A 15098-nucleotide genomic window follows, 5' to 3' on the forward strand; every position below is an offset into this window, starting at 1 on the left:
GTGATCCGCCACACACAAGGTGACGGACCCGTATTCGTCCGTGGGCGGGAGGCCCGTCCCGGCGCAGGAACGACCGTGATTCTCCCGGCATTTGTTCCGGTCAGGACCGGCTCGCCGGTTGCCCTTTGGGGACCGCGCGGTTACATCAGCGGCAACCATTTTCCGAAAATTCCGGCAGGCTTCAAGGGACACGCGATGGCGCGCCAGTTCGTCTACTTCATGCAGGGTCTGTCCAAGACCTACCCGACACGCAAGGTGCTCGATAACATCCATCTGTCGTTCTATCCGGACGCCAAGATCGGTGTGCTCGGCGTCAACGGCTCCGGTAAGTCCACCCTGCTCAAGATCATGGCCGGCATCGACAAGGACTATACCGGCGAGGCGTGGGTCGCCGAGGGCGCCCGCGTCGGCTATCTCGAGCAGGAGCCGCAGCTCGACCCGAAGCTCACGGTGCGCGAGAATGTCATGCTCGGCGTCGGCAAGCAGAAGGCGATTCTCGATCGCTACAACGAGCTGGCGATGAACTACTCCGAGGAGACCGCCGACGAGATGACCAAGCTGCAGGACGAGATCGAGGCGCAGGGCCTGTGGGATCTCGACAGCAAGGTCGACCAGGCGATGGATGCGCTGCGCTGCCCGCCCGACGATGCCGACGTCGCCAAGCTGTCCGGCGGCGAGCGTCGCCGCGTCGCGCTGTGCCGGCTGCTGCTCGACCAGCCCGAGCTGCTGCTGCTCGACGAGCCGACCAACCATCTCGACGCCGAATCGGTGTCGTGGCTCGAAGGCCATCTGCGCAACTATCCGGGCGCGATCCTGATCGTCACCCACGACCGCTACTTCCTCGACAACGTCACCAGCTGGATCCTCGAGCTCGACCGCGGCAAGGGCATCCCCTACGAGGGCAACTACTCGTCCTGGCTGCAGCAGAAGCAGAAGCGGCTGGAGCAGGAAGGCCGCGAGGATGCGGCGCACCAGCGCACTTTGGCGCGCGAGCAGGAGTGGATCGCGGCGTCGCCGAAGGCCCGCCAGGCGAAATCCAAGGCGCGCTATCAGCGCTACGAGGAGCTGCTCAAGAAGGCGAGCGAGAAGCAGACCCAGACCGCGCAGATCATCATTCCCGTGGCCGAGCGGCTCGGTAACAACGTCATCGATTTCGAGGGGCTGACCAAGAGCTTCGGCGATCGCCTGCTGATCGACAATCTCACCTTCAAGCTGCCGCCCGGCGGCATCGTCGGCGTCATCGGCCCGAACGGCGCCGGCAAGACCACGCTGTTCCGCATGATCACGGGACAAGAGAAGCCGGACGCCGGCACCATCACCATCGGCGAGACCGTGCATCTCGGCTATGTCGACCAGTCGCGCGACGCGCTCGATGGCAACAAGACGGTGTGGGAAGAGATCTCCGGCGGCAACGAGCTGATCCTGCTCGGCAAGAAGGAAGTCAATTCGCGCGGCTATTGCTCGTCGTTCAACTTCAAGGGCGCCGACCAGCAGAAGAAGGTCGGCGCGCTGTCGGGTGGTGAGCGCAATCGCGTGCATCTCGCCAAGATGCTGAAGTCCGGGTCCAACGTGCTGCTGCTCGACGAGCCGACCAACGATCTCGACGTCGATACCCTGCGTGCGCTCGAAGAGGCCCTGGAAGACTTCGCCGGCTGCGCCGTCATCATCAGCCACGATCGCTGGTTCCTCGACCGTATCGCGACCCACATGCTGGCCTTCGAGGGCGACAGCCATGTCGAATGGTTCGAAGGAAACTTCCAGGACTATGAGAAGGACAAGATGCGCCGGCTCGGCCAGGACAGCGTGATTCCGCACCGGGTCAAGTACAAGAAGCTAACGCGCTGATCTCAGGACATCGCAAGGCGCGACGCTGTCTTCGTTCCGGGACAAAGCGTCGCGCCCAGGCTGCGGCCAGTTGTCGCTTCCATGTGCGACGTGATTGCGTAGATAGTCGTTTCGCAATCCCATCCAGCCGCGAGAAAATCCCATCATGTCTTCCCCCGACGCGACCCTGTCCTCCAAGGGCGGAGCGCTGCGCCCCATTCCAATGCTGATCTTCGGCTCGCGCTGGCTGCAGCTACCGCTCTATGTCGGGCTGATCATCGCACAGGGCGTCTATGTCGTGCTGTTCCTGAAGGAGCTCTGGCACCTGTTCGCTCACGCCTTCGATTTCTCCGAGCAGCAGATCATGCTCGCGGTGCTCGGCCTGATCGACGTGGTCATGATCTCGAACCTGCTCGTGATGGTGATCGTCGGCGGCTACGAGACCTTCGTGTCGCGGCTGAATCTGCAGGGCCATCCCGACGAACCCGAATGGCTCAGCCACGTCAATGCCAGCGTGCTGAAGATCAAGCTGGCGATGGCCATCATAGGCATCTCTTCCATTCATCTGCTCCGTACCTTCATCGAGGCCGGCGCGCTCTCGTCGGGCAAGTCGAACTACACCGAGACCGGCGTGATGTGGCAGACGATCATCCACACGGTCTTCATCCTCTCCGCGATCGGCATCGCCGTGGTCGACAAATTGTCGAATGCCGCGATCGAAGAGGCGAAGCAGGCGGGGCATTGAGCGGCAGCCTCGAGTTCCGCCGCGCGGTCTGCTGACGTTCACAACGGCCGCGGGCTGTGCTAGCCCTATCGGATGGCTCGGCAGCTGCTACTCCGTTTGCGCAGGCTCGTTCTCGTCGGTCTGGTGCTCTGCATGTTTGGCGATGGCCAAGCGAGCGCGACCGACGCCGCCTTCACGGAGTTCGTCAACTCGCTCTGGCCCGAAGCCAAGGAGCAGGGCGTCTCCCGCGCGACGTTCGAGGCCGAGACGCGCGGATTGGAGCCTGACTACAAGCTTCCCGATCTGCTGCTGCCCGGCCGGCCCGCGACGGGGGCGCCGGCGCAGGCCGAGTTCGTGCAGGTGCCAGCCGACTACATCAAGGAAGCGTCGATCGCGCGGCTGGCCGCGCACGGTGAGAAGCTGATCCAGCAATATCGTTCGGCGCTCGCCGAGATCGAACGCCGCTTCGGCGTGCCGGGGCCGGTTGTGCTCGCGATCTGGGGCCGCGAAACCGATTTCGGCCGCTATGCGCTGCCCTACGATGCGCTGCGCGTGCTGGCGACGCAGGCCTATGTCGGCCGGCGCAAGGACCAGTACCGCACCGAGTTCATCATGGCGCTGAAGATGCTGAGCGACGGTGTCGTGTCGCGCGGCGATCTCAGGGCCTCATGGGGCGGGGCGGTCGGGCTCACCCAGTTCCTGCCGTCGGAGTACTACAAGCACGGCGTCGATCTCGATGGCGACGGCAAGGTCGATCTCTGGCATTCGGTGCCGGACGCGCTGGGCTCGGCGGCGCTGCAGCTTGCGAACAAGGGCTGGCAGCGCGGCGTGCGCTGGGCCTACGAGGTCAAGCCGCCTGCCAATGTCGATTGCGCGATGGGTGTGCCGGAGGTGAAGAAGCCGATCGGCGAATGGCTGCGGGCCGGCTTCGTCCCGGTGCATGGCCAGCGGCTGAGCGCAGCCGAGCAGCGGCAGCCGGCGTCGCTGCTGCAGCCTGAGGGCATCTATGGTCCGGCTTTCCTGACGACGGCGAACTACTTCGTCATCAAGGAGTACAATTTCTCCGATCTCTACGTGCTGTTCGTCGGCCACCTCGCGGACCGCATGACGAGTTCGGCCCCGTTCGCGACGCCGTGGGCGGCGTCGAAGCAGCTTCGGAGCAAGGACGTCGAGGCGATGCAGAAGGGCCTGACGCGGCTCGGTCTCTACGGCGACAAGCTGGATGGCAAGGCCGGCATGCAGACCCGCGCCGCGCTCGGCGCATTTCAGAAGAAGGCGGGCCTGAAGGTCGACTGCTGGCCGAGCGAGTCGGTGCTGCAGGCGATCAACGCCGCGCGCTGATCGACCGAATTCAGCGGATTGGCCGGCAGCAAAAAGCCCGGCCGCAGGGCCGGGCTTGCTGCAACGCTATGCGTCGTCAGGATCAGTAGCAGACGCGAACCGGGCGCGACACCCAGCCGTAGCCGTCCCAATAGCGCTCACGGCGCCACACGCACGGCGGCGGGCCCGGCGGAGGGGCTTCGACATAGACCGGACCGCCATAGGCCGGGCGGCTGGACGCGATCGCGCCGCCGATCAGGGCGCCGCCGATCAGGCCGGCAGCCACGCCGGCACCCACGTCGCCAGCCTTGGCGGCTGGTGCCGTCACGCTCAGCGAACCGGCGATGGTCGCAACCGCAAGCACTGCGGTCAGGATCTTCTTCATGTTCCGAGATCTCCTGGAAGGCGCCCTCGCGGGCACCAGGTTGGTGATTCACGCACGATCAGGGGCCGTCAGCATCGTGAGAAAACACGACAATCCGTCAACCCTTCGTAAACTCTGTCCGACCTGATGCGACGGAAAAACGGTTTTTTCTGGCCGTGGAGGCCGCCGTTCTCGAAATTCCGGTGCAAGGTCATGGAATTAATGAAGGTGAACGATCACTCGCAAACGCGGACGCGGCGAAGCCGCCAGCCGTAGCCGTCCCAGAAGCGCTGGCGTTGCCAATAGCAGGCATAGCCGGGATCGGCGACGTAGGCAGGCCCGCCGTAATAGGAGTAGCCCGGCCCGTAAGAATATCCTGGCGAGTAGGAGTAGCCCGGCCCGTAATAATAGGGATTGCTGCCCGCAGCGATGGCGCCACCGATGAGGGCGCCGCCGAGCAGGCCGGCAGCGACACCGGCGGCGACACGACCATTGCGCGCTTCAGCAGGAGCAGGGGCCAGCGCTGCGGTCGACAGCGTCGCGACGGCGGCCAGGGCCGCAAGAGTCTTCTTCATGACCTTAACCTCTCTCACTCCAAGTCGGCGGATCGCGCATCAAGCGATACGGCAGGTTCACATATCCCGCTTGAATGATCAATGAACGGGCGCGTTCCATTGGACGACCCATCTCAAGGATGCGTTCAATGCTGCAGTGCACAAAATTTGACGTCGGTTCGGAGCAGGCATGACTCCCACGATGACGATCGTCGTGGCGATCGGACCGACCTCGGCCATCTGCTACGCGCTGCTGGTTCGCGCCGACCGCGGGCCCAACCGCCGCCGCTCTTCCACCGACACCACCATCAGCGATTCCGGCAGCTCATCGCACGACGGCCAGGGGATCGGACTTGCGAGTTGGTTTTCCAATACCTCGTCAGACGTCATGGGAAACCCGATCGATGGCGGGGGTGACGGTGGCGACAGTGGTGGAGGCGACGGGGGTGGTGGCGACTGAGTTCCGGCTGCTCGATCGCCGCTCGATGGTCGTCCGGCGACGACTTTGATCTGCGGCAAGCTCGCATAGTTGGAGTCGTTCTAGATTGATCTGGAAATTGGAATCGCTTCAAAAGCGCCGTTTTCCCTTTGCGCGGGTAGCTGCGGATGACTATCGATACCTGACCAAGGACGATTGGCCGGTTTCTCATGATTGTTTGTTCCTGCAACGTCATCAGCGATCACGACATCCGCAACGCGGTGAAGTCTGCGGACGAACTGCCGCGGAACCCCAAGCAGGTCTACGGTTGCCTGGGGTGCAGCGCGGAATGCGGCCGCTGTGCGCGCACAATCAAGACGATCATCGACGAGGCGCTGGGTCCCTGCGCCCGCTCCTGCCAGGTTGGCTGTCAGCACGGCCACCATCATGGGGCGGCGCCGGTGCAGGCGATCGATGACGACCTTCAGAGCCGGTTCGCGCTCGCCGCCTGCTGACAGGCGTTTGCCCTCGGTCGCGTGCTTTCCGCCCTAAAAATGCACATGAACGGGGGTCGTCTCCGCACTTCGAACCTGTTATTGAGCGCCTGCGGCCTCTAACTTTTTCGGAGCTTATCCATGCAGGGCGACCCCAAGGTCATCGAATATCTCAACAAGGGATTGCGCAGCGAGCTGACTGCCATCAACCAATATTGGCTGCACTATCGCCTGTTGAACAATTGGGGCCTTCTCGACATGGCGAAGGTCTGGCGCAAGGAATCCATCGAGGAGATGGAGCACGCCGACAAGTTCACCGACCGCATTCTCTTCCTCGACGGCTTCCCCAACATGCAGGTGCTCGATCCGCTGCGCATCGGCCAGAACGTCAAGGAGATCATCGAGTGCGATCTCGCCGCCGAGATCGGCGCGCGGACGCTGTATCAGGAAGCCGCAACCTATTGCCATGGCGTGAAGGACTACGTGTCGCGCGACCTGTTCGAGCAGCTGATGAAGGACGAGGAGCATCACATCGATTTCCTCGAGACCCAGCTCGACCTGATCAACCGGATCGGTCTCGAACTCTACACGCAGAAGCACGTCGGCGGCCTCGAGAGCGAGCACTGACGTCAACGTTGAGGCGGTCGTCCGCTTTCGGTACAGGGTCGATTCACGGCTGGTGTTTCATGCCTTGAATCGACCGCCCCTGTGACGTGAGGGGCGCCCAGAGTCGTGCTCAGTCGATAATGCCGAAATCCGTCACGGGCATGACCCAATAGACGAGCTTCGTCCCTGCAAATGCGTTCCTGAGCCGTTCCAGCAGGTGCTCGAGATCCTGTCCCTGCAGCACGATCCGCACGACGACCTCGTCGGCATGTCCCTTGACCCGCTCCGCCGCGCTGCGCAGCCGGACGCGGACGCCATGTCCGGACGCATCAGAGGCCGTAAAGCCGCTCACCAGATCGGTCTGCTCGCTCAGATGGTCGAGCACCTCGGCACGAAGCGCATCCGGCACGATCAGTGTCAGGCAGACGGCTTGGCCGGTCATGTCGCGTCCTTCGCAGCGGCGCCGTAGCGGCGATACAGGATCGGCAACAGGATCAGCGTCAGCAGCGTAGACGACAACAGGCCGCCGATCACGACGATCGCAAGCGGACGCTGGACCTCCGATCCAGGTCCGGATGCAAACAGCAGTGGGATCAATCCGAGCGCCGTGATGCTCGCCGTCATCAGCACCGGCCGCAGCCTGCGCTTTGCGCCTTCGACCACGATGCGCTGCTCGGAGAGCCCGTGAGCGCGCAACTGGTTGAAATGAGACACCAGCACGACGCCGTTGAGCACGGCGATTCCAAGCAGTGCGATGAAGCCGACGGAGGCCGGGACGGAGAGGTATTCGCCGGTCGAGACCAACGCGAACACGCCGCCGATCAGCGCAAAGGGAATGTTGACGAGGACGAGCAGGGCCTGGCGCACCGAGCCGAACGTCGTGAAGAGCAGCACGAAGATCAGGCCGATCGCGACCGGCACAACGACGGACAGACGCGCGGCTGCACGCTGCTGGTTCTCGAACTGCCCGCCCCATGTCAGCCGATAGCCGGACGGCAGCGGCAGCTCGGCTGCGACCCTTTGCTGGGCCGCCTGCACGAAGCCGACCATGTCACGGCCGCGGACGTTGCTGCGAACCACGCTCATGCGGTTGCCGTCCTCACGATCGATCTTCACCGGGCCGTCGACCCTCTGGATGCGGGCGACCTGCGAGAGCGCAACATGCTGGCCTGACGCAAGCGTCAGCGGCAGCGCCGCCAGCATCGTCGGAGCCTGCCGCGTGGTCTCGCCGCCGCGGACCAGGATCGGCGTCCGGCGTCCCTCCTCGAGCGCGGTGCCGATCGTTCGGCCTTCGATCTGCGTGCGCAAGGCGGCCGAGATCGAGTCCACGGTGAGCCCAAGGCGGCCCGCCTCCATCCGGTTGACGGCGATCGTGTAGTATTGCGCGCCCTCGTTGAGCGTCGTGTAGACGTCTTGGGCGCCATCGATGTCGGACATGATCGCCGACAGCTTCGCTGCGATCTCGTTGAGCTTGGTGATGTCCGGGCCGAAGATCTTGACCGCGACGTCGCCGCGCACGCCGCTGATCATTTCCTGCACGCGCATGTCGATGGGTTGCGTGAAGCTGAGCGAGACGCCGGGGAAGCCGGTCAGGACCTCGCGAAGCTTCTCGAGCAGGACATCGCGGTCGCTGGTCTGCCGTTGGTCTGCCGGCTTGAGCACCAGGAACGTGTCGGTCTGATTGGGTCCCATCGGATCGAGCCCGAGCTCGTCCGAGCCGGTGCGCGCGATGATGCCGGCGACGTCTGGCACCTTCATCAACGCCGTCTGCAGCCGGGCATTGATGGCGAGGGACTCGTCGAGATTGACGGACGGCAGCGTTTCCACGCTGACGATGACGTCGCCTTCGTCCATCGTCGGCATGAAGGTCTTGCCCAGCTGGGTGTAGCCGTATCCCGCGGCAACGAGGCTGACCAGCGCCGCGATGATCACCTTGCGCTCGTTCCCGAGCGCCCAGTCGAGTGCGGGCGCGTAGACGCGCTGCGCTGCCCGGATCAGCATTGGATCGTCATGCGATGCGGATGTGAGCACGAAGGACGTCGCGACCGGAAGCACCGTCAGCGCAAGCAGCAGCGATGCGGCCAGAGCGAAAATGATCGCCAGCGCGACCGGAATGAAGAGCTTTCCCTCCAGCCCCTGCAAGGTCAGCAGCGGAACGAACACGATGATGATGATCAGGACGCCCGAGGCGACCGGCTGCAGGACTTCGCAAACCGAGCGGTAGACGACGTGGATCAGCGGCGTGGCGCTTCCGTGATCGTGCTTGGCGAGATTGCCGACGATGTTCTCGACCACCACGACCAGCGCGTCGATCAGCATGCCGATCGCGATTGCAAGGCCCCCCAGACTCATCAGGTTAGCGGACATGCCGACCGCCCGCATCACGATCAGCGCCATCACGATCGCGAGCGGCAGGCTGAGCGCGATCACCAGCGAGGCGCGCCAATTGCCGAGGAACAGCAGCAGCAGCACGACGACGAGCACCGTGGCTTCGCCCAGCGCCCGGACCACCGTGCCGACGGCGCGGTTGACCAGCCGGCTGCGGTCGTAGAACACGTTGATGGAGACGCTGCTCGGCAGCGACCGCTTCAGTTCGTCCAGCCGGGCCCGAACGTCGCGCACCAATTGTCCGGCGTTGGCGCCGCGCAGACCGAGCACGAGCCCCTCGACCGTCTCGCCCTTGCCGTCCGTCGTGACGGCGCCATAGCGGGTGAGTGCGCCGATCTTGACCCTTGCGACGTCGTTGACCCGGATCGGGATTCCGTCGCGGGTGTCGACGATGATCGCCCGGATGTCGTCGATGCCGCGGATGCTGCCTTCGATGCGGACCAGCGCGCTGTCTTCGCCCTGGTTGACCCGCCCGGCACCGTCGTTGCGGCTGTTGGCCTCGATGGCCTTGCGAAACAGCTCGGACGAGATGCCGCGCGCCGCCAGCGCGTCGTTCCTCGGCACGATTTCGAAGGCGCGGACATAGCCGCCGAGCGCGTTGACGTCGGCTACTCCGGGCACCGTGCGCAGCGCTGGTCGGATGACCCAGTCGAGCAAGGTCCGGCGTTCGGCCAGCGACAGTTCGGGACTGTCGATCGTGAACATGAACATCTCGCCCAGAGGGCTCGTGATCGGGGCGAGGCCCCCGTTCACGCCCTCGGGAAAGTCGCGCGAGATGTTGGACAGCCGCTCCGACACCTGATTGCGGGCCCAGTAGATGTCGGTGCCGTCCTCGAAATCGACGGTGATGTCGGCCAGCGCGTATTTCGTGGTCGAGCGAAGGATCTTCTTGTTCGGCAACCCGAGCAGCTCCAGCTCGATCGGTACCGTGATGCGCTGCTCGACCTCTTCCGGCGTCAGGCCGGGAGCCTTCATGATGATCTTCACCTGGACCGGCGAGACGTCTGGAAAGGCATCGATCGGCAGGCTCGGCAAGACAACGGCGCCTGCGCCGATCACCAGCAGCGTGCTGAGGATGACGAAGAGCCGCTGTGACAGCGCGAATGCGACCAGCCGTTGCAGCATCTACTGCCCCAGTCGCGAGAGGATGCCGCGCAACGCCGAGATGCCGCCGATGGCGATCTCGTTCTTGTCCGTGAGGGGGCCTGCGATGACGACGTGATCCTGATCCTCCGCGAGCAGGGTGACCGCAACGAGCCGGAAGCCGCCTTCCGTGGCAACGAACACCGCGGTCTGCTCACCGCGCCGGACGAGGCCGCTATAGGGAATTTCCCACGCGCTTTCTCCTGCCGAGACAAAGCCGATGCGGGCCGCCGCCATTTGTCCGGAATGCAGTTCGCCGTTGTTGGGAATCTCGGCGCGGACGAGAATTGTCTGCGTGGCGGCATCGGTCGTCTCGGACACCAGGATGACCTGGCCCGGTGTCGCATAGCCTTCGATGTCGACCTTGGCGCCGGTCTTGATGGCGCCGATGTTGGTTGCGGGAATCGCGATCTCGGCCCATAGCGGCGACAGCCGGGCGAGCTTCACCAGTGACGCGGCCTGTTCCAGGCGCTGGCCCGGCGATACCGCGAGCTCGACCACGGACGCCGTGCGCGGGGCCGTCACAGTGAGCGTCGCGCTGATCGCCGCCTCGCTGCTGAGCCGGGCGATGGCTTCGTCGGACAGCCCGCTGATGTGCAGCATCTGCCGACGTTCGGCGACGACGATGCTGGCCTGGCGCGCTTCGGTCTGGCTCGACTCCAGCACGCGTTGCGGGATGGCCTTGCCTTCGAACAGGTCGGCATTGCGCTTCAACTGCTGAACCGCGAGAACCTCCTGGGCCAGCGCATGCAGGTAATCGCGCTGGAGCGAGACGAAGCTCGGACTCTCCAGCGTGAGCAGCGGTTGTCCGACGGTCACGCGATCGCCGCGGGCAACGGCGAGGTTGGTGATCATTCCCGCGACCGGCGCGCTGACGACCCACAGTTGAGGCGTGGGAATGACGATCTGCGCGGGATAGGGCAGCGTTTTGTCCATCCGGCTGGAGATCGGATGCGTCACGCGCACGCCGAGGTTCTGCGCCTGGCTTGGCGTGAGCTTCAGCTCATCATCGGCCGACGCGGCGCAGGGCGCCACAACGAGAGCCAGCCCGAGAGACGCCCGGGCCAGACGGCCTGCGGACCAGTAAAACAATCGCTTGGGCATCTCGATCAAGAATCTTCAGGTTCATGCATGACACATTCTGTACACTATTTCGGCCGGTTTCCGCGACTGTTGACTTAGGTCAATCGGAGCTAGTCACGAAACCGGAGGTCACTTCTCGTGCCGCTAATGAGTCGCATGAGTGGTAGCCGCACGCGCCGGCGCCTCATACGGCATCGGCGGGAACGAAACAGCTGATGATGATGTCGCCGCGGTGATGGACGTACCACACCACGGCCTCGCCGATCGGGTTGCCGCGGTCGCGGATGATGGCGCGTTCCGGCACCGCCATCCACCGGCCTTCGATCGGCACCCAATAGGTGCCGTCACGCACGTCATAGGTGGTGCGGTGGCCGTCGGAGACATCGCAGCATGGCACGCCGTTGGGCGCGATCACGCTCTTGAACCACGCGCGAATGTCAGGCGGGACGTTGTCGAACTGCCCGTTGTCGAAGGCGGCGGCGACGGTCGCGCAGGCGAGCGAGCCCATCGTGAGACCGGCCAGCACCATCCTGCGCATTCAACGCTCCCTTCTGCGGACCTACATGCCGCGCTGTGGCGCCGTCGCCAGCAATTCGCGCAGCGGCTCGGCGTAGAACTTCGCATTTCCGGTGGTCAGGTGGCCGCGCGTTTCGGCCGAGGTCGGGATGAGCAGGAGCTTGCCGTTGGCGACGCGCTTCATGGCGTCGACCGTCACGCCGGTCTCCGGCGGGTTGCGCTCGTCGTCGGCCGAGTTGATCAGCATCACGGTCGCCTTGATCTTGTCGAGATCGGCAGACGGATTGTAGTCGTGCGACGAGTCCCACTGATAGATGAAGTCGTTGGCGTCGGTGGGAATGGGCGTGGCGAGCCGCTCCTCGACCAGCTTGTCGGCCTTGGCCGCGGTCGGTGCCGCGAGCTGATAGGCGATGGTGCCGCCGGCCGTGGCGGTGGCATAGGCCGTGACGGCATATTTCATCATGCGCGGCTGTGCGGTGTAGTTGCCGCCATTGTAGTCGGGATCGTTGCGGATCGTCTCCAGCATCAGCCGGCGCAGCATCCAGTTGCGGGCCGCCATTTCGGTCGGCTGCGAGGCCATCGGCACCGCGGCGTCCATGAAGTCCGGATAGCGCGTGGCCCACACCCAGCTGTGCATCCCGCCCATGGAATTGCCGATCACGAGCCGGACGTGCTTGATGCCGAGGCCCTCGGTCAGCAGGCGATGCTGCGCATCGACCATGTCGGCATAGTCATAGGCGGGAAACCTGGTCTTCAGCCCGTCGGAGGGCTTCGACGATTTGCCGTGGCCGATGCTGTCGGGAATGATGATGTAGTACCTGGTCGCATCGAGCGGCTGGCCCTTGCCGAACAATTCGCCGGCGAAGGTCGGCACCAGCATGCTTCCGCCTGAGCCGCCGGTGCCATGCAGCACCAGCACCGGCTGCCCGGTCGGCTCGCCGACGGTCGTATAGTGCAGCCTCAGCTCCGGCAGCGTCTCGCCGGTGTGAAACTTGAAATCCTTGACGACGAAGTCGCCCTGCTTCGGGGCGGGATAGTCGGAGGCGCGGGCCGGCGCGCAAAAAACGACGACGGCGGCAAAAACGGCGGCAAGCGGTCGAACCATGGACTCCCCCTGATCATGCGCGACTCTTCCGGCCGCGTCGGGGACATGATAGCACGGTCTGCGACTTGGTTCAGTACCGGATTGATGGGACTCATCATGTGCCGCAACATCAAGACGCTGTTCAATTTCGAGCCGCCGGCGACGGAGGCTGAAATTCAGGCCTCGGCCCTGCAATTCGTGCGCAAGCTGTCCGGCTTCAACACGCCGTCGCAAGCCAACGACGCCGCCTTCGCCCGCGCGGTCGAGGAGGTGGCCGACGCCGCGCGGCGGCTGTTGACCTCGCTGCAGACCCAGGCCCCGCCGCGCGACCGCGAGATTGAGGCGGCCAAGGCGCGGGAGCGTTCGGCGGCCAGGTTCGGCCCGCGCTGAGGCCCATCGTGCCCTGACAGAAGGCGAAGCTCAGAACCCCTCGTCGTCGTGGTCGTGGCGGTCCTGGGCCTGCTTGTCGTGCTTCTTCTTTTTCTTGCCCTTCTTCTTTTTCTTCTTCTTCGGGATGTCGATGTCGTGCGGATCGTCGTCCTCGAAGGCCTCGTCCAGCGCATCGTCATGGGTCGTCGCGGCGAAGATGTCGCGCACCGCGACCAGCTCGGCCTCGCGCTCATGCGCCTCGCGATCGCGCGCGCGCTTGTAGTCGTCATAGGCCGCGAAGATCTGCTCGAGCCACGGCATCAGCTGATCGATCGTCGGCAGCGTGCCCGGCGGTCCCGGTTCACCCTGCGGACCTTGAGGCCCCTGCGGTCCCGGCTTGCCGGGCGGGCCTTGCTCGCCGCGCGGCCCTTGCGGGCCGGGCTTGCCTTGCGCACCTGCCTTGCCGTCGGAACCCGGCTTGCCGCGCTGACCATCTGGCCCGCGTCGCCCGGGCTGCCCCTGCGGGCCACGTGGACCCACGGGGCCCTGCAGGCCGCGTCCGGCCGGATTCTTTGCCACTACCGCAACTCCGCTACACACCTCTGATTCGCGGCGAAGCGTAACAGAGCCGCGATGATGGCAGCAATTGCAGCAGGGCTGCGAGGCCGATTGATCAACATCAATCGGCGTCGCATCCTGATGAGTTCCACGCGATGGGATATCGCGTGGCCGCCGTTGGATCAGGCCGAATAGGCCGGCACCGCGATGCCGTCGGCCGTGTAGATGCGGATCTTGTTGCGCAAAGTGCGCACGGGCATGCCGAGCAGCCTTGCGGCGTGGGTACGGTTGCCGTTGCAGCGCGCCAGGGTTTGCACGATGAGCTCGCGCTCGATCTCGGACAACGGCGTGCCGATCAACAGCGGCAGGACCTCCGCCGCGGAGCGCGACGGTGGCATGGCAAGCGGCACGAGTGACGGACTTGCGGCTTCGGATGACAATTCTTGCGACATAACTCCTCCCGATCAACGCCCACGCCGACACTGAAACGACGCGCAAACATCGAGACCAACTAAACATCCAGCCCGTAGATCACCGTGGTCCGACAAGGTTAATGGGGCCTTAACGCGGGCGTCCTGCTGTCGCACCGGTGCCGAATACCCCGAAATGGCCTTGGTTTCGCGCGGGTCTCGACCCATTTGGCCGGCGCCGACGCGCGTCCACGATGGGGGTGCAGAGGACTGATCGTCGGACCGCCACAGTTCCTGCGCTGCGAGCGCATCATATCGAACACACCGGCGGCTGCGCATGCACGGTGCCGTGCAAAGGGCTAAATTCGGCCCGATCGATTCGCTTAGTGGGGCACGATCGTCGCACACGGCCATCGAATTACCTCAAGCCCAAATTCACTTCGCTGGAGACTTCATCCATGACAATTGCATCCTCGCTTCGCGGTCTGCTGGTGGCACTGACAGCTGCTTGCGGCGCTGTCATTCCGGCCACGGCGCACGCAGATGGCGGCTTCATCACGCTGACCATCTACAAAGCGGGGTGGATCATCGGCGGCTCCGGCGGCAGCGGCGTGTTGAACTTTCATGGCCGCGCCTATCCGCTGTCGACCGGCGGCCTCGACTGGGGTCTGGTGTTCGGCGGCTCGCGCACGGTGCTGCGCGGCCGCGTCAGCAACATCTGGCGTCCGTCCGACGTCGAGGGCGTCTATGGCGCCGCCGGCGCGGGCCTTGCCGTCGGCCGCGGCGTGCGCGGCATCGTGCTGACCAACCAGAAGGGCGCGGTGCTGGAGCTCTCGGGTGAGCAGATCGGCCTCTTGGCGAACGTCGATCTGTCGGGGCTTGCTATCACGATCAGGTAGTTGCGTCGTCGTCGTCATCGTGGACGCCCAGCAACTCACAACAAGTGTCATCGCCCGCTTGCGTGGGCGACGACCGTTGTTGCGTGCTGAGCATTGCCAACACCATCTCTCTCCCTCTCTTCTGCTCATAAGCCCGCGCTCTCGCCGCACCGCGTGCGCGAGGGATGCATCGTGAGAGCCCCGTCGAAAATCGAGAGGGGCAGGGAAGGCCGGGAGCTCGCCGCTCCCATGGTCCGCGTGCAACAAAAAAGCACGCGGCAGAACCACAGGTTCGGCGGAGACATCCCGGCCTTCCCTGCGCGCATGGTTTGACGGCTTATACGTGGTCTCCCTGGTGCGCCGGG

17 protein-coding genes are annotated in these 15098 nt (G+C 64.6%); 8 read left to right on the plus strand and 9 right to left on the minus strand.

The features are described from left to right. The first annotated feature begins 195 nt into the window (after positions 1-195). The 3 genes from ettA to QW868_RS17665 all read left to right on the plus strand — a co-directional run bounded on the left by ettA (position 196) and on the right by QW868_RS17665 (position 3889). The gene (gene ettA, locus QW868_RS17655) at positions 196-1845 is read left to right on the plus strand and encodes an energy-dependent translational throttle protein EttA (protein ID WP_315755321.1); all 1650 of its coding nucleotides are present in this window, start codon (positions 196-198) and stop codon (positions 1843-1845) included. Between the two features lie 145 nt (positions 1846-1990). Beyond that, positions 1991-2569 (plus strand): TIGR00645 family protein, encoded by a 579-nt coding sequence (locus QW868_RS17660; protein ID WP_315738588.1) that lies wholly within the window; start codon positions 1991-1993, stop codon positions 2567-2569. Positions 2570-2701: 132 nt separating this feature from the next. Then, positions 2702-3889 carry a lytic murein transglycosylase gene (locus QW868_RS17665; protein ID WP_316231062.1) on the plus strand — a complete coding sequence of 396 codons (1188 nt, stop codon included), beginning with the start codon at positions 2702-2704 and terminating at the stop codon, positions 3887-3889. Positions 3890-3971: 82 nt separating this feature from the next. Here QW868_RS17665 and QW868_RS17670 read toward each other — a convergent pair whose 3' ends face one another. Both QW868_RS17670 and QW868_RS17675 read right to left on the minus strand, forming a co-directional pair. After that, positions 3972-4253 (minus strand): hypothetical protein, encoded by a 282-nt coding sequence (locus QW868_RS17670; protein ID WP_008964967.1) that lies wholly within the window; start codon positions 4251-4253, stop codon positions 3972-3974. 215 nt (positions 4254-4468) lie between these two features. Further along, complete coding sequence (locus QW868_RS17675; RefSeq protein ID WP_315738586.1) at positions 4469-4807, minus strand: hypothetical protein; 339 nt, start codon at positions 4805-4807, stop codon at positions 4469-4471. 169 nt (positions 4808-4976) lie between these two features. Between QW868_RS17675 and QW868_RS17680 the strand changes: the two genes are divergently transcribed. The 3 genes from QW868_RS17680 to bfr all read left to right on the plus strand — a co-directional run bounded on the left by QW868_RS17680 (position 4977) and on the right by bfr (position 6325). After that, the gene (locus tag QW868_RS17680) at positions 4977-5246 is read left to right on the plus strand and encodes a hypothetical protein (protein ID WP_316231063.1); all 270 of its coding nucleotides are present in this window, start codon (positions 4977-4979) and stop codon (positions 5244-5246) included. A gap of 188 nt (positions 5247-5434) precedes the next feature. Continuing rightward, positions 5435-5719 (plus strand): bacterioferritin-associated ferredoxin, encoded by a 285-nt coding sequence (locus tag QW868_RS17685; RefSeq protein WP_315738584.1) that lies wholly within the window; start codon positions 5435-5437, stop codon positions 5717-5719. Positions 5720-5839: 120 nt separating this feature from the next. After that, complete coding sequence (gene bfr, locus QW868_RS17690; RefSeq protein ID WP_315717837.1) at positions 5840-6325, plus strand: bacterioferritin; 486 nt, start codon at positions 5840-5842, stop codon at positions 6323-6325. 109 nt (positions 6326-6434) lie between these two features. On the opposite strand, the gene QW868_RS17695 is transcribed toward bfr, so the two are convergent. The 5 genes from QW868_RS17695 to QW868_RS17715 form a co-directional block, all read right to left on the minus strand. Then, positions 6435-6746, minus strand: coding sequence for a DUF3240 family protein (locus tag QW868_RS17695; RefSeq protein ID WP_315811686.1), 312 nt, complete (start codon positions 6744-6746; stop codon positions 6435-6437). Then, a complete protein-coding gene (locus tag QW868_RS17700) occupies positions 6743-9817 on the minus strand; it encodes a CusA/CzcA family heavy metal efflux RND transporter (RefSeq protein ID WP_316231064.1) in 3075 nt (1024 codons plus the stop codon). Before QW868_RS17700 ends, QW868_RS17695 begins: the two co-directional genes overlap by 4 nt. Continuing rightward, complete coding sequence (locus tag QW868_RS17705; protein ID WP_316231065.1) at positions 9818-10939, minus strand: efflux RND transporter periplasmic adaptor subunit; 1122 nt, start codon at positions 10937-10939, stop codon at positions 9818-9820. A gap of 163 nt (positions 10940-11102) precedes the next feature. Then, on the minus strand, positions 11103-11456 hold the full coding sequence (locus tag QW868_RS17710) for a hypothetical protein (RefSeq protein WP_315811687.1): 354 nt from the start codon (positions 11454-11456) through the stop codon (positions 11103-11105). A gap of 21 nt (positions 11457-11477) precedes the next feature. Continuing rightward, positions 11478-12539 (minus strand): alpha/beta fold hydrolase, encoded by a 1062-nt coding sequence (locus tag QW868_RS17715; protein WP_316231066.1) that lies wholly within the window; start codon positions 12537-12539, stop codon positions 11478-11480. Positions 12540-12635: 96 nt separating this feature from the next. Between QW868_RS17715 and QW868_RS17720 the strand changes: the two genes are divergently transcribed. Then, the gene (locus QW868_RS17720) at positions 12636-12908 is read left to right on the plus strand and encodes a DUF2277 domain-containing protein (protein WP_316231107.1); all 273 of its coding nucleotides are present in this window, start codon (positions 12636-12638) and stop codon (positions 12906-12908) included. A gap of 30 nt (positions 12909-12938) precedes the next feature. Here the strand turns inward: QW868_RS17720 and QW868_RS17725 are convergent, their stop codons facing one another. Next, positions 12939-13466, minus strand: coding sequence for a collagen-like protein (locus tag QW868_RS17725; RefSeq protein WP_316231067.1), 528 nt, complete (start codon positions 13464-13466; stop codon positions 12939-12941). Between the two features lie 161 nt (positions 13467-13627). Next, a complete protein-coding gene (locus QW868_RS17730) occupies positions 13628-13897 on the minus strand; it encodes a helix-turn-helix domain-containing protein (RefSeq protein ID WP_315717831.1) in 270 nt (89 codons plus the stop codon). Positions 13898-14313: 416 nt separating this feature from the next. On the opposite strand from QW868_RS17730, the gene QW868_RS17735 reads away from it, so the two are divergent. Continuing rightward, entirely contained in the window at positions 14314-14754 is a 441-nt protein-coding gene (locus tag QW868_RS17735; RefSeq protein WP_315717830.1) for a hypothetical protein, read from the plus strand. Positions 14755-15098: the final 344 nt, after the last annotated feature.

The organism is Bradyrhizobium sp. SZCCHNR1051 (assembly GCF_032489615.1).
Taxonomy (GTDB): domain Bacteria; phylum Pseudomonadota; class Alphaproteobacteria; order Rhizobiales; family Xanthobacteraceae; genus Bradyrhizobium.